Below are 21,147 nucleotides of genomic sequence, written 5' to 3'. Positions count from 1 at the left end.
GCAATCAACAGGTCTTAGAAATGCACAGACTGTGACTTGGCGGGTATCGCCACAGGAGGCGCAAACTTCGTCAGATCGATGCCTTCCACGGCTGCTTTATACTCTTCAAGTGTTGGTGTGCGGCCAAGGATCGCAGAGAGAACGACAACCGGAGTGGAAGCGAGCAAGGATTCTCCCTTTTTCTCAGTGCTATCTTCCACAACACGACCCTGGAAGAGGCGTGTAGATGTGGCAAGAACGGTATCACCCCTTGCCGCTTTTTCTTGGTTGCCCATGCAAAGGTTGCAACCTGGACGCTCGAGATACATGATATTCTCATACTCGGTGCGCGCAGTGCTCTTGGGCGCCAAGTCATCAAACTCAAAGCCTGAATATTTCTGAAGGACTTCCCAATCGCCTTCTGCTTTCAGTTCATCAATGATGTTGTAAGTCGGAGCGGCGACAACGAGAGGCGCATTGAATTCAACCTTGCCGTTGGCAGCTTCAAGATTGCGCAGCATGTGAGCAACGATTTTCATATCGCCCTTATGCACCATGCAAGACCCGACAAAACCGAGATCAACCTTTTTCTCCGCGTTATAGTAGGAGATCGGGCGGATTGTATCGTGGGTATAACGCTTTGAGACTTCGATGTTATTCACATCCGGGTCAGCAATCATCGGCTCGACGATAGCATCAAGATCAACAACCACTTCAGCAAAATATTTTGCATTGCCATCTGGCGTCAACGCAGGCTTTTCACCAGACTTGATCTCTTTGATTCGTTTATCAGCGATCGCAATCAGGCCTTTTAGCATTTGAACATCGTTGTCCATGCCTTTGTCGATCATGATCTTGATGCGTTTCTTCGCAATTTCAAGAGACTCAACGAGCGTGTCATCCTGCGAAATACAGATGGATGCTTTCGCTTTCATCTCCGCAGTCCAGTCAGTGAAGGTAAAGGCCTGATCGGCAAGCAATGTGCCGATATGCACTTCAATCACACGACCTTGGAAAACATTGTCACCGAACTGCTCAAGCATCTGAGCTTGTGTCGCATGCACGACATCGCGGAAGTCCATATAGCTGGCCATGGAGCCCTTGAAGGTCACCTTGACTGATTCAGGGATCGGCATGGTTGCCTCACCCGTCGCCAGAGCAAGCGCCACGGTGCCGGAATCCGCACCGAAAGCAACACCCTTGGACATGCGCGTATGGGAGTCACCGCCGATGATGATCGCCCAGTCATCAACAGTGATGTCATTCAGAACCTTATGAATAACGTCAGTCATCGCAGGGTAAACACCTTTCGGGTCACGCGCGGTGATCAAGCCAAACTTATTCATGAATTTCATCAGGCGTGGAATATTTGCTTGTGCCTTCAAATCCCAAACTGACGCGGTGTGACAACCGGATTGATAGGCCCCGTCAACGGTTGGTGAAATAACCGTCGCAGCCATCGCTTCGAGCTCTTGCGCGGTCATCAAACCGGTCGTGTCTTGGGACCCGACGATATTAACCTTCACACGCACATCAGAACCGGCATGCAACGTTAGGCCAGGAGTGGATCCAACAGCATTGCGGTTAAAGATTTTTTCAACTGCTGTGAGGCCTTGACCTTCGTGGGATATTTCTTTGGAAGGAGCAAAGACAGGAGCAGGTTCAACACCGAGCACGTCTGCCGCAACAGTCTGAAGCTTCTTGCCGAAAACAATGGCATAGGAGCCACCGGCCTTCATGAACTCAACCTTTTGCGGATTGAAGGCGGACGCAACATCCGCGAGCTCTTCATCTCCGGCTTCGTTGCAAAGCTTTTTCTCTTTGGTGTTGATGGTCAGAACAGTACCCGTCTCAACAGAATATTTCTGTTCGAGCACCGGATTGCCATCATTGTTCAGGATCGGATTTCCGTCTTGGTCCAGCTTCTTGACCCAGTTTTTAAGATCAAGCCCGATACCCCCGGTCACACCCACTGTGGTCTGGAAGATCGGTGAGATTCCGTTGGTACCGGCAACAACCGGCGCAATATTGATGAACGGAACGTAAGGGCTGGCCTGTTTACCAGTCCAAAGCGCCACATTGTTGACACCAGACATACGAGAAGAGCCGACGCCCATCGTGCCTTTTTCGGCAATCAACATGACGCGTTTGTCCGGATGCTGAAGCTTCAGCGCTTCAATTTCTTTTTGTGCTTTTTCAGAAATCAGGCACTTGCCGTGCAGTTCCCTGTCAGACCGTGAGTGCGCCTGATTGCCAGGAGACAGTAAATCCGTGGAGATATCACCCTCGGCGGCAACGTAAGTAACGACCTTTACTTCGTCCTCAATCTCGGGAAGCTTTGTGAAAAATTCAGCCTTGGCGTAGCTTTCAAGAATACCTTTGGCGATTGCATTCCCTGCTTTATACGCAGCTTCGAGACGATCCGTATCGGCTTCATAAAGGAAGACCTGTGTTTTCAAGACTTCGGCTGCTTGCTCTGCGATGGATGCGTCATCACCAAGCGCCAAATCAAGAAGAACATCAATGGATGGCCCGCCTTTCATGTGAGACAGCTGCTCAAATGCAAAGCCCGTGGAAATTTCTTCGACGACAGATTCGCCTAGAATAATCTCTTTAAGAAATTTCGCCTTGGCACCCGCAGCGCTCGTAGTACCCGGAATCGTGTTGTAAATGAAATGGTGAAGAGAGTCTTTGCGGTATTCGTTTGCGGTATCTTTGATTTGCGCAATAATCTCATTCAATAGAGCAGCATCATCGATGGGCTTGGGGTGCAAACCTTGGATTTCTCTGGTTTCAATTTCGTCAAGATAGTCTGTATATAAGGTCATGTTGGTCCCGGTGTATAAGTTGTACACTCCGCCTGAAACCGGATCTCACATAGTGGGTGAGAAGGGACAGGCACATTCACTGCCGTGCTAAATTAAATGAGATCGACTTGCAATATATTCGACAGTAGAACATTGCTTCGCCGTCGATCGTCAGGTGGTTGTGCAGAGCAAGATATGCAAGAAACATCAAGCAAGGCACTTATTGAAAATTACGCATACGGAAAAGCTACGAGAGTCATAAATCGCCTTCAACAAAGAGTGAAACCCAATTTGCTTCGTATAAGACCGTAGGCACAGATATAAAACTATATAGGACCTTTTGTTTTTGAAAGCTAGATAACCGAAGGTCGGGAGGCGGGTTTTTTCGCACTTGCATATACTTACGGAAGATGACATATCGCCACGCGGGCAATTTATGTAAATATGATGAAAATCAAGGCAACATTTGGCTCTATCGATGCCTATAGACTACGCTATTCAAATCGAGGCGATGGAAAAGTCGTAAGGCAAAGACTGGGACGGGAACAAAATGCATTTAAGCGTTGAAGGTCTGGGATGCATCCGCGGAGGACGGCCCGTTCTAGAAAATATAGGTTTCCAGCTACAAGGCGGCAAGGCACTGGTTGTCACCGGACCGAACGGCATTGGCAAATCCTCACTGTTGCGCACCCTCGCTGGCCTTGTTCGCGCCCAAGCGGGCACAATGCGGCTTGATGGCGGCGATGATGACCTGACGGTTGGACAACAGGCTCATTACTTTGGCCACTCCGATGCGGTCAAGCCCGCCTTTACTTGCAAAGAGAATCTTGATTTTTGGCAAGCCTATTATGGCAATCCCACACGATCGGCTTTTGAAGCGCTGGGGGAGGTTGATTTGGAAGACCTGATTGACATGCCTGCCGCTTATTTATCAGCCGGACAGAGCCGTCGCTTGTCAGTGGCCCGGCTCCTTGTTTGTCATCGTCCGCTTTGGTTGCTGGATGAACCGACGTCGGCGCTCGATATCGCTTCTGAACGCAAGCTCGAAAGCCTGATGGCCGAGCATCTTTCCAATGGAGGCCTGATCGTCGCAGCTACCCATGCGCCTCTGGGTCTGCTTGATCCCGACCGATTGCTGTTGGATCGCAACAGAACAGACGATTTGGTGGATGACTTTAGCGATCCCGCCGACTCGCCACCAAGCACACTCACGCTGGAGACCGACCAATGAGTGCAATGGGAGCCCTGTTCGTTCGCGAAATAAAGCTTTCCGTGCGCATCGGCGGCGGTGCCTTGATGGGGGTGCTGTTTTTTCTCATCGTCGTCACCGTCTTTCCCTTCGCAGTGGGACCGGACCTGAATCTACTGGCACGCCTTGGGCCAGCCATTCTCTGGATAGGAGCTTTGTTGGCAACACTTTTGGGGCTGGATCGCCTGTTCCAAGCTGATCAGGAAGACGGATCCCTTGACCTACTGTTGCTCAGTGACCAACCACTGGAACTGATGGTTCTGGTTAAATGTGCAGCACAATGGATCGCCACCGGCCTGCCACTGGTGCTGGCCACGCCACTGTTATCGCTGTTCCTCAATCTTGAACCGCTTGGCATCGCCGCCGTTTCTGCCACCTTGCTGGTGGGTACTCCCGCGCTGACACTGATCGGGGCCATCGGTGCTGCCCTGACGGTTATATTACGACGTGGCGGCCTATTGCTCTCGATCCTGATTTTGCCGCTCACCATTCCGATCTTGATTTTTGGCGTCAGTGCTTCGGTTGGCGCCATCACCGATCCAGCACCTTTCACCACGCCTTTCTATTTTTTATGCGCCATCACCTTACTATCTTTGATCGTTGGGCCCGTGGCCGCCGCCGCCGCGCTCAGAAGCGCGCAGGAATAAAACAAACACCTTGGGCGCGATTATTCCTTACGAAATCGTAATCCGCCAGAGGTCAAACACATGATATTGGTCAAAGCAACGAGCATTTTTGCGCCATAATCATGTGCCAACAAATGCCCCTCCCGACCAAGTATAAATGCGGGAGGTGGACCAACGGAATGAATTGACCAGACCATTCCAATGCGCTCACATGATCGAACGTCAGGGACTAGGCATGACCACGACAGAAAAGAAATCGTTTAGTATCTGGGATTTGGCCAACCCGACTCGCTTTCTTGCCATACTGGACAAGATCATGACCCCTCTTGTGGTACTGACTGCCATCACATTTACCATCGGGCTGTATCTTACTTTCTTTGTTGCTCCTGACGATTACCAGCAGGGTGCAACAGTCAAGATTATGTTCGTCCACGTCCCCGCGGCTTGGCTGGCGATGTTTGCCTATACGATGATGGCTATCTCCTCTTTGGGGACATTGATCTGGAAACACCCGCTTGCTGATGTCTCCGCCAAGGCTGCAGCCCCCTTGGGCGCCGCTTTCACCTTCATTGCGCTTATTACCGGTAGCCTCTGGGGCAAACCCATGTGGGGCACCTGGTGGGTCTGGGACGCGCGCCTGACCTCTATGTTGGTGCTGCTGATCATCTATTTTGGCCTAATCGCCCTATGGCGCACCGTGGAAGACCCGATTCGTGCGGGAAAAGCAGCCGCCATTCTCACCCTTGTGGGCTACATCAATGTGCCAATCATAAAATTCTCGGTTGATTGGTGGAGCACTCTGCATCAGCCCGCCAGTGTCATCACACTGGACGGCCCCAAGATGCACAGTTCCATCCTGATCCCGCTTTTGGTTATGGCCTTGGCTTTCACACTTTTATTCACTGCCTTGCATTTCAAAGCCATGCGCAATGAAATCTTGCGCCGCCGTATCCGCACCATGCAAATGCAGGCAGCACGCAAAGTCGCCTCTGGCAACGGTGCCGCGGCATCCCGCTCCATACCGGGCAATCAAAGCCCTGCAGCAAGCCAATAGGAGGCACACATGTTTGGACATTACGCCGGCTTTATCCTTGCTTCCTACGGCATTGTCGCTGCGACAATCGCCTTGCTGATCATCTGGGTCATCAGGGACGGACGGATACAGGCCAAAACGATGACTGAACTGGAAGCGCGCGGCATTCACCGCCGGTCCGAACGCAGCAACAGCCCTGCAGCACATTAGAAACGAGCAAGAAAACCTGATGAGCGAAACAAAAAAGTCCTCAGAATCGAGCGAACCGTCCAGTCAAAATACCGATCAAAGCGACACCAAGAAGGGCGGCTTCAACGTTTTTATCCTACTGCCTTTGGTCATTTTTATGGGACTGGCCAGCCTGTTCTTATGGCAAATGGCCAACGGGGCCGACCCCAACCAAATTCCGTCAGTGCTCATCAACAAACCGGCCCCGCAGTTTGACTTGCCTGCACTTGATGCAAGCTTTGGCATCAAACGACCAGACGGTGGCAGTATGCCCGGTTTCAAAACAGCGGATTTTATTGGCAAGGTTTCGGTCGTCAATGTTTGGGCCTCATGGTGCCCGACATGCCGGGATGAACATCCGATGCTGCTAAACATGACTCAAGACGACCGGTTCGAGCTGATCGGCCTTGCCTATAAAGACGAACCGGCAAACTCCGCTCGCTTCCTGTCCAATCACGGCAATCCTTTCGATTCGGTTGGCATGGATATATCCGGTAGGGTTGGCATCGACTGGGGGGTTTATGGCGCACCAGAAACATTCATCGTCGATAAAACCGGCACCATTCGCTACAAGCATATCGGCGCACTGACACCGCGCTCTCTAGCGGCAAGCTTTATGCCCAAGCTGGAAGAAATTCTCGCAGAATAAATCAGGCAATATGGCAGACACAAAAACGGGACCTCATTTGGGTCCCGTTTTTTTTGAACCAAAGCGTTCTTCCCCACGACCTAATGCATAATAGCCCCTAGGGCTGGGAAAGGACCATCATGCGATCCACTATATCTCTGGCTATTTGTTTCATGTGCCTTGCAGCAATGGCCCATCCCGCCTTTGCAGCAGGCAAGAACAAGCAGTCCAACACCACAATTTGCCTCAAAAACAAAAAGGCAGCATGCCAGTCAAACCTTAAATCAAACCGTGGCCAACAATACAGGCTCGGCTTGCCCAAAAGCAACAAGGACGGCCGCACCCACCGGCGCATCAAGCCAAGCAAATAGCAAAGCGGCCAGGAAAGCAAAAGAGCTAGTCTTGCTCCAAACCATGTTTGGTCAATAGAGGCATTTGCAACATCCCGAAGATCATCGTGATCGGCATGACGCCAAACACCTTGAAATTAACCCACATATCAGTCGAGAAATTGCGCCAAACCACTTCATTGACGATTGCCAGAAAGAAGAAGAAAACACCCCAGCGAAAGGTCAGGATCCGCCAGCCTTCGGCATTGAGCTGAAACACCGAGTCAAACACATAGCCAAGCAAGCTTTTGCCGAACAACAGACCGACAAGAAGAATCGAGCCGAACAACAAATTAACGATCGTCGGCTTCATTTTGATAAAGGTATCATCCTGCAAATACAGCGTCAGGCCACCAAAGATAAACACCACCACGCCGGATATCATCGGCATGATTGGTAACTTGCCAAACTTGATGCGAGAAACGGCAAGCGAGAGGATTGTGGCGACCATAAAACACGCCGTGGCGATAAAGATCGGCTCCATATCAGACAGAAACGGCAACCAGCTTGCCACAAGGTCTCCCTTGGCATTGGCAAAAAAGAATACAGCCAGCGGCCCAAGTTCCAAGACCAACTTCATCAATTGGCCTTGCTCAGCTTTCGGCTCTGGTGTCTGTCCGGTAGGGATATTTGAATTGCTCATAATATAATTTTATTTCCTTTGACCGATCTCATCAAGATCGATGCATCCTATTCATCAGCCAAACCGGCAATCGCACGCGCAAAATCACGGGACTCAAACGGCTCCAGATCATCCACGCCTTCACCCACCCCGATGAAATGCACCGGCATTTTATGCTTGGCGGAAATCGCCACCAGAATACCACCGCGCGCGGTCCCATCAAGCTTGGTCATGACCAAACCGGTCACACCCGCCATTTTTGTAAAGACTTCTACCTGATTGAGCGCATTCTGCCCGGTTGTGGCATCCAGCACCAAAAGCACCGAGTGCGGTGCCGTTTCATCGTGCTTTTTGATCACACGAACGATTTTTTCCAATTCCGCCATCAACTCTTTGCGGTTTTGCAAGCGCCCAGCCGTATCAATCAATAGCACATCCATGCCTTGCTCTTTGGCTTCGCTCATCGCATCATAGGCCAGTCCGGCAGCGTCAGAACCGACATCCCGTGCGATCACAGGCGCACCCGTGCGTTCGCCCCAGACTTTCAACTGATCAATTGCCGCAGCACGGAAGGTATCACCCGCAGCCAACATCACCTTTTTGCCCTCAGCGCCCAACTTTTGCGCCAGCTTGCCGATGGTGGTGGTCTTACCCGCTCCGTTAACGCCGATCATCAAAATGACATGAGGACCGCTTTCTAGCTGGGTAATCTGCAGCCGTTTCGCCACAGGCGCCAAAACCTTATCCACTTCCTCGGCCAGAATTTCCTGCACTTCATGGTCGGTGACTTGTTTGTTGTAGCGCCCATCAGACAAGCGTTCGGTGATGGTCATCGCCGTCTCAACACCAAGGTCGGCCTGTATCAGAATGTCTTCCAGATCCTGAAGCGTATCGTCATCCAGTTTACGCTTGGTGAAAATAGAGGTAATACCCTCGCCCAGAGCACCCGACGAGCGCGAAAGGCCGCGCTTGAGCCGTTGATACCAAGGCAGTTGCGTCTCAGGCTCAACCGGAATTTCTGCCACAACGTCTGCATCTGGGGCCGCAATTGGCTCGGCTTGGCTGAGCACATCAGCAGCAATCTCTTGCAGCTCTTCTTGTGAAGGCTCAACTTCAACCAGAGCAGCTGCATCTGTGTCAGCTTTGGGCCGATCATCGGCGGCGATTTCGATGACGTCAACAGGGTTGCCTTCAACATCGTCTACTGCACCATCAACCGCATCAGCATCTGTGGGCTCGGCTGTTTTTGGTTCCTCATAGGACCCAAACAGAAACCGCGAGAAACGTCCTTGTTTCGCCATGATCCCACTCCTTTTCAAATTCAGACCGCAACCCCATTGGCCCGATCTGTCGATTATTACAGGCCAACTGCCATCAAATGACGGTGTGTCGCGTCCACAATGCGTGCAGCAACAATATCACCGGGCGCACCGACAGCAATCTCGGTCATGGTGAATTGCTCTGTGCGCGCCAAACCATTGCGTTCGATTAACAGCTGCACATCCCGTCCGATCTGGGACTGCAGATGGCGTGCAAGAGCGGCCTCTCCCACCTGTCTCAAACGCGCGGCACGCTCACGAATGACAGGACCACGCACCGCCGGCATACGTGCCGCTGGTGTACCGGGCCGCGCCGAATAAGGAAAGACATGCAAATGGGTCAAATCGCATTCCTCGACGATATCCAGGCTACGCTGGAACATCTCTTCGGTTTCGGTCGGAAAGCCCACAATAATGTCAGCACCAAAAACCATATCAGGCCGCAAGGCCCGCACATCACGACAAAAGGCAATGGTATGCTCGCGATTGTGCCGCCGCTTCATGCGTTTGAGAATCAGATTGTCACCTGATTGCAACGACAGATGCAAGTGCGGCATCAAACGAGACTCATTGGCAATGCAATCCATCAGATCTGGATCGGCTTCAATTGAATCGATAGATGAAATGCGCAAGCGTTCCAGCTGAGGCACATGCTTGAGGATCGATTTAACCAAGGACCCCAGCTTGGGTTCCCCCGGCAAATCAGCGCCATAGGAGGTAATATCCACGCCGGTCAACACCACCTCTGCGTAACCATTGTCTACCAATTTGGCGATCTGATCGACGATGGGCCCCATCGCCACCGAACGGCTGTTTCCTCGCCCGAATGGAATGATACAGAAGGTACAACGGTGATCGCACCCATTTTGAATCTGCACAAAAGCCCGCGCGCGCCCCTCAAGGCCGTCAATCAGATGCAGCGCGGTTTCACGCACACTCATAATGTCATTGACGCGTATCTTCTCGGCCATTGGCACACCAAATGCAGGCACAGAGGCGTAGCTCTCAGATTTCAATTTGTCATCATTGCCAAGCACCAGATCCACTTCATCCATCGAAGCAAAGCGTTCGCTTTCGGTCTGGGCTGCACAGCCCGTCACAATAATACGCGCATTGGGGTTTTCGCGTTTGGCTTTGCGAATTTGCTGTCTGGCAGTGCGCACAGCTTCGCTGGTCACTGCACAAGTGTTGACCAAAATGGCATTGTCCAGCCCGGCCTCGGTTGCCTGCTGCTTCATCACTTCAGATTCGTAAGTGTTGAGGCGACAGCCGAAGGTTAAAACCTTGATTGTCATATCCAGTTACCCCACCCTGTCTTGATCGGGCAACTTGCGCCATGTCAGATCATCAAGGGAAATGTCACCGACATATTCCAGTTCGGTCGATCCCGTCATCAAAATATGCTCATCCGCCTCTCGCCATTCGATGGTGAGATCGCCTCCGGGCAAATGCACCAGCACCTTCCGCTCGGTAAAACGATTGCGATGAGCCGCCACCGCTGCGGCACAGGCTGCTGTTCCGCACGCACGGGTCAGACCAACACCCCGCTCCCAGACCTTCAGCGTCAACTCTTTGCTATTGTGCACTTGAGCCAGAGATATATTGGCACGATCTGGGAAAATCATATGATTTTCCAGCATTGGCCCATTGGCCTCAAGACCATAGCTTTCAACGTCATTCTTGACCCAAAAAATTGCATGTGGATTGCCCACATTAACAACCGATGGGGAATGCAATATCGGGGCATCAATCGGCCCGACCTGCAACTCAATAGCGCGGGTATCTTCAAACGGCTCGGAAAGCGGAATATCCTGCCAGCCGAATTTGGGCACGCCCATATCAACCATCACCATGTCTTGACTGTCGCCGCGATAGGCGGTCAACACGCCAACAACGGTTTCAACGCTGACGACAGTCTTGCCCGTCTCCGCAAGCAGTAAACGACCAATACAGCGGGTAGCATTGCCGCAAGCTTCCACTTCGCCACCATCGGCATTGTGGATGCGCATGAAAACATCGGCACCAGCGGGGGACGCTTCCAATGTGATGAACTGATCACAGCCCGGCCCGGTCTGGGCATTGGCAAGAGAACGCACAGCATCGGCCCCCAATTGGGGCATCGTCTTTCGCGCATCAATCACAATAAATGCGTTACCCAGACCATTCATTTTCAAAAACTGCACGTGCGAGGCCATTCTGTCTTAGCCAATCCTGTTATTTCAATGAGAATAGGATCCGCCATCAGTAAGACTGGACGGATCTATTTCGCCTTATATGGCGAAAAACAGCGCCAATTACCACCCCAAAGACGGTATCCCAGCGGCGCAAACAAAGCGATTTTGCTATAAATACAACAAAAGCCGCGAAAGACAGGATCTTTCGCGGCTTCAATTCAGATGTCAAACATCAAAAGCGTCGGTCCGTTATTTGAAACCAGCCATCATGACCTTGGACAAGCGCGAAGCAAACTCAGCCGGATTGGCAGGGTGCTCCCCATCCAGAATCAGCGCTTGATCGAGCAACAAATAAGCCCCGTCCTTCAGATCACTTTTGTCAGCTGCACCTTCCAGTTGGCTGGCAAGCGCCAGAACCAAACCATGATCTGGGTTGATTTCCAGAATTGGCTTCAAGGAAACCTGCATGCCTTTTTGACCGCGCATCAATTTCTCGAACTGACGATCAGGACCAAAGTCAGGCGCAACAATACAAACAGGGCTGGTCGCCAACCGGTTTGAAATACGCACATCGGACACATCTTCACCCAGCGTTTCTTTAACGAAGGTGATCAGCTCGGCAAGAGAGCCCTGCTCTTTGGCCTTGTCTTCATCGCTCTTATCGTCGGTTTCTTCTTCAGCTTTGGGTTTCTCGATAGCATCAAGATCCGTACCACCCTGACTGACCGACTTGAAACTCTTGCCATCAAAACCAAGCGCGGTCTGAACCCAAAAGGCGTCAACGGAATCGGCCAACAGCAACACTTCAACTTCGCGAGCCTGATACCCTTCCAGCTGAGGACTGGCCAAAATCGCCTCTTTGCTGTCACCCAAGGCATAATAGATTGAGGTCTGGTTTTCTTTCATATCCTCAACATATTGCGCCAAAGTGCGATTCTCACCCTTGGTGGTGTTGAAACGCACCAGCTTGAACAGCTGATCCCGACGCTCGGGGTCTTCATAAAGCCCCTCTTTGATGACCGCGCCGAATGCCTCCCAGAGAGACGTGAATTTCTCTTCGTCTTTCTGCGCCATTTTCTCCAGCTCGGACAAAATGCGGTTGGTTACACCCTTGGAAATCGCCGTCAGGATTGGGTTGTCTTGCAGCATTTCGCGAGAAATATTCAGCGGAATATCTTCGCTGTCGACGATACCACGCACAAAGCGCAAATAGGCAGGCAGGATATCGGCATCATCGGTGATAAACACCCGACGCACATAAAGCTTGATACGCCCTTTGCGATTGGGATCAAACAAATCGAATGGTTTGGTCTCAGGCAAAAAGGCCAGCACACTATATTCGGTACGCCCTTCGGCGCGATAGTGGATGGTCAAAGCCGGCTCATCAAACTGACCAGAACTATATTGATAGAAGTCTTTATATTGCTCTTGCGTGATATCTGACTTGGACTTGGTCCAAAGTGCAGACCCATCGGTCAGGTCTTCCGCTTCCAGCTGGCCGGACTCTTCATCCATCTGCATCAGTTGGATCGGCACAGGCACGTGAGAAGAATAATCCCGCACGATCCGGCGTATAGAAACCGCATCGGCAAAGCTTTTTTCTTCATCTTTTAGATACATCACAATCTTGGTGCCACGCGGCAATGCATCTTCATCGGCAGCCGGAGACAGCTCATAAGAGCCATGCCCGTCAGACACCCAGCTCCACGCCTCACTGTCGCCCGCACGACGCGAGACCACTTCGACCTTATCCGCCACCATAAAGGCAGAATAAAAACCGATACCAAACTGACCGATGAGAGCAGACCCATCGTCGCCGTTTGAATTGTTGGCCAATTGATCGAGGAAAGCACGGGTACCAGATTTTGCAATGGTACCCAGATTATCAATCAACTCGGCTTTGCTCATGCCAATGCCATTGTCACACACCGTCAGCGTTCCCGCTTCACCGTCTGAAGACAAGGTGATCTTGAAGTCGGGATCATCCTTGATCAAGTCGGAATTGGTCAAAGCCTCGTGGCGTAATTTCTCGCAGGCATCTGCCGCGTTCGAAATCAGCTCACGCAGAAAGATGTCCTTGTTGGAATATACCGCATGCACCATCAAATGGAGCAAACGGGAGACTTCTGCTTCGAATGAATGCGTCTCGGTTTCGCCCGCCGCTTGTTGCGTTTGATCAGACATAGATTGGTCCTTCCACTAATGATTGTCACGGCTGATCTAGCAACACACCCAACCGCTTTCAAGTGAAGACGGCCCAATGAGGCAAAAAAAACGGGATGCCGGTTAAGACACCCCGATAAGGAGCTGTTGGGATGTTGTCACACAATTGGCAAGACCGACAAAAATTCCTGACAAGTCGGTCAGTTCCTCGAATAAGAAGGCACCATCAACCGATGGCTAGGGCCGAAGACGCCCTATCGAGACCCAGCGTGCGAGTGCTTGACAATGGGGGCAGAGGCAGACACCCGCTGTAACGCCGTACCGTGAGGCAACAGGTTCAATATTGGTGCTGTAGCATGGCTTTCCAAGGGCTGAATTAAGGCAATTTTGTGATCATTTCATAGAAATCTAAGCCACAACAACAATATCGAAATATCAGGTTACTACATCGTGATTTTTGCTATAGTGGTATTTACGGATGTTGGGTTGAGACAAGAAGCGACGGGCTGCCCAGGGGCAGTCCGATACAGATTTTGTGGAGAAAAATCAATGGAAATGCTCATTCCAATCATTATTCAGGTCATTTCAGGCGTCGTTGGCGGTGGCATCGTTGGCACTGTTGTAAAACAGGCAGCCATGCAAATTCTACCAAAGCTGCTGGCTGGCGGCATCGGCGGCCTTGCCGGTGGACAGGCTCTTGGCCCCATCATTGGCGGCTTGATTGGGGGCGCATCAGGGGATGCAGGTTCAGGGCTGGACATTGGTGCGATTGTTGGGTCAATCGCCGGTGGTGCCGCTGGTGGCGGCGTATTAACCGGGTTGGCAGGCATGTTGCTCAAAGGCCGTTAAGCCTAAAACGACAAAACACCACAGATAGACGAATAAAGCGGCATGGAAGCGTGCCGCTTTATTCGTTTTCAGGCTTCTGTGTGCCCTGCCCTTGCCAAGCCTTGATTTTGCGGCAATCATGGACAGATGTGATCTGCTTTCGCCGCAGACGCGCCGCTCTGTTCCCGCAAAAGGAGGATCGCTTGCTCGACAATGCAGATGAAAGTGTGACTTCGCTGGCAAGTCGCCGCGCCAATCAATCAGCCAGCCAGCCTTCCAGTCAACAAAAGCCAATTCAGCAAATCAGCTTCAATCGTACTGAGTTGATGACCATTTTAAATATATATGGTCGCATGGTGGCCAAAGGAGAGTGGCGAGACTATGCCATTGATGCGCTAAAAGACCGCGCTGTCTTTTCCATCTTCCGTCGTACAGGCGAAATGCCGATATACCGCATCGAAAAAGACCCCAAACTGGCCCGCAAACAAGGTGCCTACAGTTTGCTGTCTCAACAAGGGCTTATCCTCAAACGTGGTCAGGACCTCAACACAATCATAAAATTGCTCAATCAAAAGCTCTTAAAGATCGTGGAGAAATAGGCGCCCTTGTCACCAAAGCCCAACCCATCCAAGTTAGAAAAAGACACAAAAAAGCCGCCCCGAATGGAGCGGCTTTTTGTTTGTCATATTGGCATTGATTAGTCGCGATTGCCGAACAGTTGCAGCAGCATCAGGAACAGGTTGATGAAGTCCAGATACAGACGCAACGCACCCATAATGGCTTTTTTGCCCATGGTGTCAGACGAATCGCCTTCATAGTACATTTCCTTGATCTGCTGGGTGTCATAAGCGGTCAGACCAGCAAAGACCAATACACCAATCACCGAGATCGCAAATTGCAGAGCGCTTGAGCCAAGGAAAATATTGACAATAGACGCGATCACAATACCGATCAGCCCCATCATCAAGAAGCTGCCCCAACCGGACAAGCTTTTGGTTGTGGTGTAACCATACAGGCTGAGACCGGCAAAAGCGGCAGCCGTGACGAAGAAGACTTGAGTAATAGACTGCGCAGTGTAAATGGCAAAAATCGAAGCCAGCGACACGCCCATCATCGCACTATAAACCCAGAACACCACCTGCGCGGTGCCTGCGCTCATTTTCTGAATGCGGAAGCTTAAGAACATCACCATTGCAAACGGCGCAAACATCACAACCCACTTCAGAGGGCTGTTAAACAACGTTGCACCCAACTGGGTAACGCCGACAACGTCACCGCCTTGCTGTACAAACGCCATTTTGAAAATGCCGTAAGCAAAAACACCGGTCAACCCCAGTGCAATGGCCATGTAATTATAGACCTTGAGCATATAGCTGCGCAGGCCTTGATCAATACGCGCCATTTCGGCGGCGCGGCCACCAAGCTGTGCGCTCTGACGGAAATCATTCGACATGGTTTCTCCTCATAAACTCAAAAATCTGAACGGCTTGGCTGCACGGCTCCTGTTAAAGGCTTTGCCCAAGCACACCCATTCGCCGCTCGCTAAAACGGTGTTGCGATAATTATATGGGGAGCTTTTACTATAAGCTCAAGTCTTTTTTGTGTTCTTTTGTAAATTCAGGCAGCAAGGTTACAATATTGTAACCTTGCTGCCAATTTTGAACCCGCTCATAGCACCCGCTACCCATTGCGCAAGATCTGCGCAGGTTTGCGATTAAGGCTAGACCAAGTCCCGACAAGCCCCAGAAAGATGGTCAAAACCATCGCCAGCAGGACGGCCAAAGCAGAAGCAACGGGTTGCCATGTAAAGGGCATCGTCATCACCTCAGTCAGCACCAAATAGGCCCCGACGTGCCCGATGAAGAGGGCAAAAATAGCCGTAATCAAACCAAGCAAACCATATTCAAGACTATATGCGGCGAGCACCTGCGCTCGGCTAGCGCCAAGCGTCTTTAGGATAACCGCATCATAAATGCGCTCTCGCTGCCCCGCAGCCAGAGCACCAGCAAGCACTAGGATCGAAGCGATGATAGCAAGCGAAGACGCGGCCCGCATCCCCCAAGCCAACTGCCGCACCAAATCATTAACCTGATCAAGCGCCTCCCCTACCCGCACGGATGTCACCGCCGGGAAGTCTTTTACAATCGCCTTCATCACGGCAGATTCTTGCTGGCGTGTTGTATCCGCAGTTGCACCTTGTTGTGGCTTCAAAGACAGGGTTGCCAAGTGAGCATGGGGGGCGCCCGCAAATGTATTGGGTGAGAATACCATGACAAAATTAATTGCCAAAGATTGCCATTCCACCTGACGCAGATTGTGTATCTCCGCTTCGATTGTGCGACCCAAAACATTCACGGCGATGACATCACCAATGTCCAACCCCAATTCTTCAGCCGATTCCGCATCGAACGAAACCAAGGGTTTGCCTGTATAATCCTTAGGCCACCACTCGCCTTTGGCCAATGTGGAATTTTCTGGCAAAACATCCGAATAGGTTAGGCCCCGATCGCCACGCAAAACCCAACCTGCCCCTTCGGGCGCCTTGTATTCGCTGGCCGGAATGCCCTTGAGCGAAACAATGCGGCCCCGCAACATCGCCACCCGGTCTCGCTCACTCCCTGGTGCCAAAGCATCCAAGCGTGCTTCAAATGAATCCACTTCATTATTCTGAATGTTGATGAAAAAGAAATTCGGCGCCTTCTCTTGCAAAGAGCCAGTCAATTGCTGCTGCAAGTTCAAATCAATCAACACCAGTGTAACCAGTAAACTAAGCCCAAGTCCCAACGACAGCGCCACCGACGGGGTCAACGCACCCGGCCGGTGCAGATTGGCAATCGCCAACCGCGGCACAACACGTTTGAGGCGGGGCATCTTGGCAGCCCCTTTCATAATGGCATAAGCAATCAAACGCAGCAGGACGAACACCACCACCATGCCGGCTAGAAAGCTCGCCGCAACCATAAACACACTGGCCGTTGCCAAGACCAGACCAACCAGCATCAATGCAAGGCCCAGAGTGATCAGCCAATCCATTTTGCTGGCATGATAATGTATCGGCGCGACCTGATCCCGAAACAGCGCCGTTGCCGGAATGGAGCGCGCCCGCAACAACGGACGAATGGAGAATAGCAATGCCGCCAATAGACCGAAAAGCGCCGCCTTACCCAACTCCCATGGGTGGAACAAAGCCGATGCCAGTGGCATCGTTTCTGGAATTACGGACTCTAGAACGAACGGCACCAGCGAGGCAAAAAACAGCCCAATGGCAATACCGATCAATGCAATAAAGATGATTTGCGCCAGATAAATCCCGACAATCAACCAGCTTGGTGCCCCCATGCATTTGTAGCTTGCAATGGTTGTTTGACGCGATGCAATGAAAGCCTGCACCGCATTGGCAATGCCAACGCCGCCGGTAATCAACGAGGCAAGACCCACCAGCACCAAAAAGGCTGCAAAGCGCTCGATATTGCGCGCCAGCCCCCGTGCCGCTTCAGCACGAGAGCGAATACGCCATCCGTTATCCGGATAAGCTTGTTTGATTTGTTCAACAACCGCACCAACCGACGCCAGATCTGGGTCTCCAGCCATGGCTATCCGGTTGATCCAACGGACAATCGACCCCGGTTGCAGCAGATCAGTCTGTTGCAAATCGGACTGCATCATCAACAATCGCGGCCCCAACGCCATGCCCGTCGCCAGAGCATCTGGCTCATTGGCAATAACATCGCCAATTGTGAAAGTTTTGACCCCCACGACAAGGGGATCACCAACGTTCAATTCTAAACGGTCCAACAACAACGGATCAGCAATCACCACACCATCGGACAGTTTGCCCCCCGCTTTGGTATCCAGACTACCAATCATAGGATAGGCGCCATCGACCGCCTTGATTTCAACCAATGCCTGCTCCGCAGAATCCTGCGTGCGAGCCATTGCCCGAAGGGTCGCAATCTCGCTGATAGTGCCAAATTGCGATAGGAATCGACGCTCCTCATCGGAGATTCGCGTCTGCGTCACAGACAGGGAGATATCCCCACCCAGAATTTCTCGCCCCTGCTCCTCCAATCCCCCCGTTAGCGCTTTGGAGGCTGATCCAACCCCGCCAATTGCGGCAACGCCCAATGCGATGCAGGCAAGGAAAATATAAAAACCGCTCAAGCCACCGCGCAACTCGCGAGAGGCAAAACGGAAGGCAAGTCCTACATAAGACAGCCCGCGAAGACCCGATCCATCAGCATCCGGTGCCGCTGATGTCTTTAGAGCCGGTTTGATAGCGACTTGCTCCATTCCCGTCTCCTCAATTCAATGTTTCGGTTTCATCATGGTGCGGCGTCTCGACCAACTGACCAGACTTCAAGCGCACGACACGCTCGCAGCGATCGGCCAGATTGGGATCGTGGGTCACCAACATCAGGGTCATGCCCCGCTCTTTGTGAAGGCGGAACATCAAATCAGAAATTTCTTTTCCCGTCTCGGCGTCCAGATTACCGGTAGGCTCATCGGCAATCAAAATGGAGGGCCTTGGCGCCAGAGAACGGGCAATGGCCACCCGTTGCTGCTCACCACCGGACAATTCCGCAGGATAATGCTGGATACGATGCCCCAACCCAACCGCCTCCAATTCAGCTTTGGCAATGTCGAACGCATCAGCGCGACCAGCCAGCTCCAATGGGATGGCTGTGTTTTCCAGCGCAGTCATGGTCGGCACCAAATGGAAAGACTGAAAAATAATACCAATCTGCGCGCCACGAAAGCGAGCCAGCGTGTCTTCATCCATCACAGACAAATCACTGCCTTCAACCAAAACCTTGCCGCGATCGGCCTGCTCCAACCCAGCCATCACCATCAACAAGGTGGATTTGCCAGACCCGGACGGCCCAACCAATCCGACCGATTGACCACGATCGATATCAACATCGATACCCCGCAAAATATCAACGCGCGAATGCCCAGACCCAAGACTTAAGTAAACATCATGCAGAGAAATAATATGATTTTCCCGTGATGTATGAACTGCGCCGGAACCGTCTTTCTCAGATTCATTTGCATTGGTGGATGAAGTCACGATTATCCTATCCTATATTGAAAGGGCGGGCATGATCCGCAGTATTGTCAAACGTCGTATGAATAAATGATTTCCCTGATATGGGATCAATAACGACAGAATCAAAGAATTAGATCGATTTTCTGCAGGTGAACACGTCTATGCATTTCATTTCGAGCTCAACAAAACGCCACTCCCAAGCCAAAGCAGTCACGCGCGAGCAAGGCCAGCAACAGACCTTTCTACGCATCACAATCGCATTTGGCCTTTTTTTTCTTATCGCATTATTCAGTGTGTCCAAAATTCAAGCAGCCGAACCCATCAAAATTCTTTCCTTTGGTGACAGCCTGTCTGCTGGGTATCAATTGCCATCCGGAGCAGGGTTCACCGATCAACTACAAAAACGCCTCAACGAGGAACCCCTCGCAGTCGAAGTCATCAACGCTGCGGTTTCAGGCGACACCACCGCAGCGGGCCTTGCGCGACTGGACTGGTCAACCCCGGACGGCGTTGATATTGTGTTGTTGGAACTTGGGGCCAACGATGCCTTGCAAGGTTTGCCTGTCGATAGGGCCAAAGCAAATTTGGCAGAAATGATTGAAAAGTTCCAAAGCCGCAATATTACCGTCGGTCTGATCGGCATGCAGGCCCCTCCCAATATGGGTGCCGACTATATCCAAGCATTTAACGCGATTTTTCCGGCGTTGGCCAAACAATATTCCGTGCCTTTCTACCCTTTCTTTCTTGATGGTGTTGCCGCCATAACCGATTTAAATCTCAGCGACGGCATGCATCCAAATGAAGAAGGCATAAAAATTATTGTCAAAAAGATTGCGCCTTTTGTCATAGACATTGTAAAATCACTAAATTGATTACTCGGCGTCGCCTCAGAGCTTAGGCGAGCACCCCACCTGACATACAAGATCCTAACGCTTGCCGGTTCTTGTTCTACCAATCAAACGGATCCCGATATGGAAAAGAGAAAACTCGGTCGTACAGACCTAGATGTAACGAGCCTATGCCTTGGAACGATGACATGGGGTGAACAGAATACCAAAGCGGAAGCCTATGAACAGCTCGACTATGCCGTCGATCAGGGCATCAATTTTATCGATGCCGCCGAACTCTATCCTGTTCCTTCAAAAGCAGAGACACAAGGCCGAACTGAAGAAATCATCGGCGACTGGATGGCCGATCGCGGCAATCGCAGCGATATCATTATGGCGACCAAAGTAATAGGGCGCTCAAGCGGCACGTGGTTCCGCGATGGTGGTGTTTTGGGTCGATTGAACCGTGACCAGATCCACGAAGCGGTCAACAAAAGCCTCAAGCGACTGAAAACGGACTATATCGACCTGTACCAAATTCACTGGCCAGATCGCAATGTCACCCAGTTTGGCTCCAATCCGACTATTTACACGCATCCAGCAGATGCTGAAGATGAAGTGGAAATTGCCGAAACAATGGCCGCCATGCAGGAACTTGTGGATGCGGGCAAAATCCGCCACCTAGGCCTGTCAAATGAAAGCGGCTGGGGAACAATGAATTATCTGCGTGAAGCGGACGCAGGCACCGGCCCGCGTGTGGTTTCCGTGCAAAATGCCTATAGCCTCCTCAACCGCACCTTTGAGGTCAATATGGCCGAAGTGGCTATGCGAGAGAATGTTGGTCTATTGGCTTATTCGGTTCTGGGACAAGGCTTTATCACCGGCAAATATTTGGATGGCAAAACCCCGGAAGGCACGCGTATGGCTCTGTTCAAGAATTTCGGGGCGCGCTACAGAACCATTGGCGCTGATCCTGCCGTTCGCGGATATATGAAAGTTGCCGAAGATTTTGGTGTTGATGTCGCCCAAATGGCGCTGGCCTTTGCAACCTCTCGCTCCTTTACCACATCCACCATTCTCGGTGCGACCAAGATGGACCAGCTCAAAACCGACATCGCCTCTCAGCAACTGGTCATCACCGAAGAGATGGAAAAAGCGATCAACGACGTCCACATGCTGCATTCCAACCCGTGCCCATAATTGGCCTATCACTGACGTAACATTGGAC

Annotated in this window: 19 protein-coding genes; 10 read left to right on the top strand and 9 right to left on the bottom strand. The window is 51.5% G+C overall.

The window, feature by feature from the left end; genetic code table 11:
- Positions 1-14: 14 nt before the first annotated feature.
- Positions 15-2,807 (bottom strand): bifunctional aconitate hydratase 2/2-methylisocitrate dehydratase, encoded by a 2,793-nt coding sequence (locus C0081_RS15755; RefSeq protein WP_101534775.1) that lies wholly within the window; start codon positions 2,805-2,807, stop codon positions 15-17.
- 529 nt (positions 2,808-3,336) lie between these two features.
- Between C0081_RS15755 and ccmA the strand changes: the two genes are divergently transcribed.
- The 6 genes from ccmA to C0081_RS15725 all read left to right on the top strand — a co-directional run bounded on the left by ccmA (position 3,337) and on the right by C0081_RS15725 (position 6,921).
- Entirely contained in the window at positions 3,337-4,017 is a 681-nt protein-coding gene (ccmA, locus tag C0081_RS15750; protein WP_101534774.1) for a heme ABC exporter ATP-binding protein CcmA, read from the top strand.
- A gap of 5 nt (positions 4,018-4,022) precedes the next feature.
- On the top strand, positions 4,023-4,682 hold the full coding sequence (ccmB, locus tag C0081_RS15745) for a heme exporter protein CcmB (RefSeq protein WP_101534936.1): 660 nt from the start codon (positions 4,023-4,025) through the stop codon (positions 4,680-4,682).
- A gap of 214 nt (positions 4,683-4,896) precedes the next feature.
- Positions 4,897-5,715 carry a heme ABC transporter permease gene (locus tag C0081_RS15740; RefSeq protein WP_101534935.1) on the top strand — a complete coding sequence of 273 codons (819 nt, stop codon included), beginning with the start codon at positions 4,897-4,899 and terminating at the stop codon, positions 5,713-5,715.
- 9 nt (positions 5,716-5,724) lie between these two features.
- A complete protein-coding gene (gene ccmD / locus C0081_RS15735; protein ID WP_101534773.1) occupies positions 5,725-5,904 on the top strand; it encodes a heme exporter protein CcmD in 180 nt (59 codons plus the stop codon).
- A gap of 19 nt (positions 5,905-5,923) precedes the next feature.
- Positions 5,924-6,571 carry a DsbE family thiol:disulfide interchange protein gene (locus C0081_RS15730; protein WP_101534772.1) on the top strand — a complete coding sequence of 216 codons (648 nt, stop codon included), beginning with the start codon at positions 5,924-5,926 and terminating at the stop codon, positions 6,569-6,571.
- 119 nt (positions 6,572-6,690) lie between these two features.
- Entirely contained in the window at positions 6,691-6,921 is a 231-nt protein-coding gene (locus C0081_RS15725) for a hypothetical protein (protein ID WP_101534771.1), read from the top strand.
- Positions 6,922-6,946: 25 nt separating this feature from the next.
- Here the strand turns inward: C0081_RS15725 and C0081_RS15720 are convergent, their stop codons facing one another.
- From C0081_RS15720 to htpG, 5 genes are all read right to left on the bottom strand, one after another.
- Positions 6,947-7,582, bottom strand: coding sequence for a septation protein A (locus tag C0081_RS15720; RefSeq protein ID WP_101534770.1), 636 nt, complete (start codon positions 7,580-7,582; stop codon positions 6,947-6,949).
- A gap of 47 nt (positions 7,583-7,629) precedes the next feature.
- Positions 7,630-8,862 carry a signal recognition particle-docking protein FtsY gene (gene ftsY, locus C0081_RS15715; protein WP_101534769.1) on the bottom strand — a complete coding sequence of 411 codons (1,233 nt, stop codon included), beginning with the start codon at positions 8,860-8,862 and terminating at the stop codon, positions 7,630-7,632.
- A gap of 56 nt (positions 8,863-8,918) precedes the next feature.
- Positions 8,919-10,175: a tRNA (N(6)-L-threonylcarbamoyladenosine(37)-C(2))-methylthiotransferase MtaB gene (gene mtaB / locus C0081_RS15710; RefSeq protein ID WP_101534768.1), complete on the bottom strand. Its 1,257-nt coding sequence runs from the start codon at positions 10,173-10,175 to the stop codon at positions 8,919-8,921.
- 6 nt (positions 10,176-10,181) lie between these two features.
- A complete protein-coding gene (dapF, locus tag C0081_RS15705) occupies positions 10,182-11,075 on the bottom strand; it encodes a diaminopimelate epimerase (RefSeq protein ID WP_101534767.1) in 894 nt (297 codons plus the stop codon).
- 228 nt (positions 11,076-11,303) lie between these two features.
- Positions 11,304-13,238 carry a molecular chaperone HtpG gene (gene htpG, locus C0081_RS15700; RefSeq protein WP_101534766.1) on the bottom strand — a complete coding sequence of 645 codons (1,935 nt, stop codon included), beginning with the start codon at positions 13,236-13,238 and terminating at the stop codon, positions 11,304-11,306.
- A 528-nt stretch (positions 13,239-13,766) separates the two neighbouring features.
- Between htpG and C0081_RS15695 the strand changes: the two genes are divergently transcribed.
- On the top strand, positions 13,767-14,066 hold the full coding sequence (locus C0081_RS15695) for a hypothetical protein (protein ID WP_101534765.1): 300 nt from the start codon (positions 13,767-13,769) through the stop codon (positions 14,064-14,066).
- 206 nt (positions 14,067-14,272) lie between these two features.
- Positions 14,273-14,644 carry a DUF2794 domain-containing protein gene (locus C0081_RS15690; RefSeq protein WP_373236792.1) on the top strand — a complete coding sequence of 124 codons (372 nt, stop codon included), beginning with the start codon at positions 14,273-14,275 and terminating at the stop codon, positions 14,642-14,644.
- A 98-nt stretch (positions 14,645-14,742) separates the two neighbouring features.
- Here C0081_RS15690 and C0081_RS15685 read toward each other — a convergent pair whose 3' ends face one another.
- The 3 genes from C0081_RS15685 to C0081_RS15675 all read right to left on the bottom strand — a co-directional run bounded on the left by C0081_RS15685 (position 14,743) and on the right by C0081_RS15675 (position 19,038).
- Positions 14,743-15,498 (bottom strand): Bax inhibitor-1/YccA family protein, encoded by a 756-nt coding sequence (locus C0081_RS15685; protein WP_101534764.1) that lies wholly within the window; start codon positions 15,496-15,498, stop codon positions 14,743-14,745.
- Between the two features lie 227 nt (positions 15,499-15,725).
- Positions 15,726-18,335: an ABC transporter permease gene (locus C0081_RS15680; RefSeq protein ID WP_101534763.1), complete on the bottom strand. Its 2,610-nt coding sequence runs from the start codon at positions 18,333-18,335 to the stop codon at positions 15,726-15,728.
- Positions 18,336-18,345: 10 nt separating this feature from the next.
- On the bottom strand, positions 18,346-19,038 hold the full coding sequence (locus C0081_RS15675) for an ABC transporter ATP-binding protein (protein ID WP_101534933.1): 693 nt from the start codon (positions 19,036-19,038) through the stop codon (positions 18,346-18,348).
- A gap of 215 nt (positions 19,039-19,253) precedes the next feature.
- Between C0081_RS15675 and C0081_RS15670 the strand changes: the two genes are divergently transcribed.
- Both C0081_RS15670 and C0081_RS15665 read left to right on the top strand, forming a co-directional pair.
- Complete coding sequence (locus C0081_RS15670) at positions 19,254-19,964, top strand: arylesterase (RefSeq protein WP_101534762.1); 711 nt, start codon at positions 19,254-19,256, stop codon at positions 19,962-19,964.
- Between the two features lie 99 nt (positions 19,965-20,063).
- Positions 20,064-21,119 carry an aldo/keto reductase gene (locus C0081_RS15665; protein WP_101534761.1) on the top strand — a complete coding sequence of 352 codons (1,056 nt, stop codon included), beginning with the start codon at positions 20,064-20,066 and terminating at the stop codon, positions 21,117-21,119.
- Positions 21,120-21,147: the final 28 nt, after the last annotated feature.

It is taken from the genome of Cohaesibacter celericrescens, assembly GCF_002866925.1.
GTDB classification, from domain to species: Bacteria; Pseudomonadota; Alphaproteobacteria; order Rhizobiales; family Cohaesibacteraceae; genus Cohaesibacter; species Cohaesibacter celericrescens.
Note: the sequence above shows the minus strand (reverse complement) of the source record. Positions and strands in the feature narration are given on the sequence as shown.

What these genes read in the sequence shown, in the direction of transcription:
- C0081_RS15685 (WP_101534764.1), bottom strand. Translation starts at nt 15,498, where the DNA reads ATGTCGAATGATTTCCGTCAGAGCGCACAGCTTGGTGGCCGCGCCGCC.
- htpG (WP_101534766.1), bottom strand. Translation starts at nt 13,238, where the DNA reads ATGTCTGATCAAACGCAACAAGCGGCGGGCGAAACCGAGACGCATTCA.
- dapF (WP_101534767.1), bottom strand. Translation starts at nt 11,075, where the DNA reads ATGGCCTCGCACGTGCAGTTTTTGAAAATGAATGGTCTGGGTAACGCA.
- ftsY (WP_101534769.1), bottom strand. Translation starts at nt 8,862, where the DNA reads ATGGCGAAACAAGGACGTTTCTCGCGGTTTCTGTTTGGGTCCTATGAG.
- C0081_RS15695 (WP_101534765.1), top strand. Translation starts at nt 13,767, where the DNA reads ATGGAAATGCTCATTCCAATCATTATTCAGGTCATTTCAGGCGTCGTT.
- C0081_RS15725 (WP_101534771.1), top strand. Translation starts at nt 6,691, where the DNA reads ATGCGATCCACTATATCTCTGGCTATTTGTTTCATGTGCCTTGCAGCA.
- C0081_RS15755 (WP_101534775.1), bottom strand. Translation starts at nt 2,807, where the DNA reads ATGACCTTATATACAGACTATCTTGACGAAATTGAAACCAGAGAAATC.
- C0081_RS15670 (WP_101534762.1), top strand. Translation starts at nt 19,254, where the DNA reads ATGCATTTCATTTCGAGCTCAACAAAACGCCACTCCCAAGCCAAAGCA.
- ccmB (WP_101534936.1), top strand. Translation starts at nt 4,023, where the DNA reads ATGGGAGCCCTGTTCGTTCGCGAAATAAAGCTTTCCGTGCGCATCGGC.
- C0081_RS15720 (WP_101534770.1), bottom strand. Translation starts at nt 7,582, where the DNA reads ATGAGCAATTCAAATATCCCTACCGGACAGACACCAGAGCCGAAAGCT.
- C0081_RS15680 (WP_101534763.1), bottom strand. Translation starts at nt 18,335, where the DNA reads ATGGAGCAAGTCGCTATCAAACCGGCTCTAAAGACATCAGCGGCACCG.
- ccmA (WP_101534774.1), top strand. Translation starts at nt 3,337, where the DNA reads ATGCATTTAAGCGTTGAAGGTCTGGGATGCATCCGCGGAGGACGGCCC.
- C0081_RS15740 (WP_101534935.1), top strand. Translation starts at nt 4,897, where the DNA reads ATGACCACGACAGAAAAGAAATCGTTTAGTATCTGGGATTTGGCCAAC.
- ccmD (WP_101534773.1), top strand. Translation starts at nt 5,725, where the DNA reads ATGTTTGGACATTACGCCGGCTTTATCCTTGCTTCCTACGGCATTGTC.
- C0081_RS15665 (WP_101534761.1), top strand. Translation starts at nt 20,064, where the DNA reads ATGGAAAAGAGAAAACTCGGTCGTACAGACCTAGATGTAACGAGCCTA.
- C0081_RS15730 (WP_101534772.1), top strand. Translation starts at nt 5,924, where the DNA reads ATGAGCGAAACAAAAAAGTCCTCAGAATCGAGCGAACCGTCCAGTCAA.
- mtaB (WP_101534768.1), bottom strand. Translation starts at nt 10,175, where the DNA reads ATGACAATCAAGGTTTTAACCTTCGGCTGTCGCCTCAACACTTACGAA.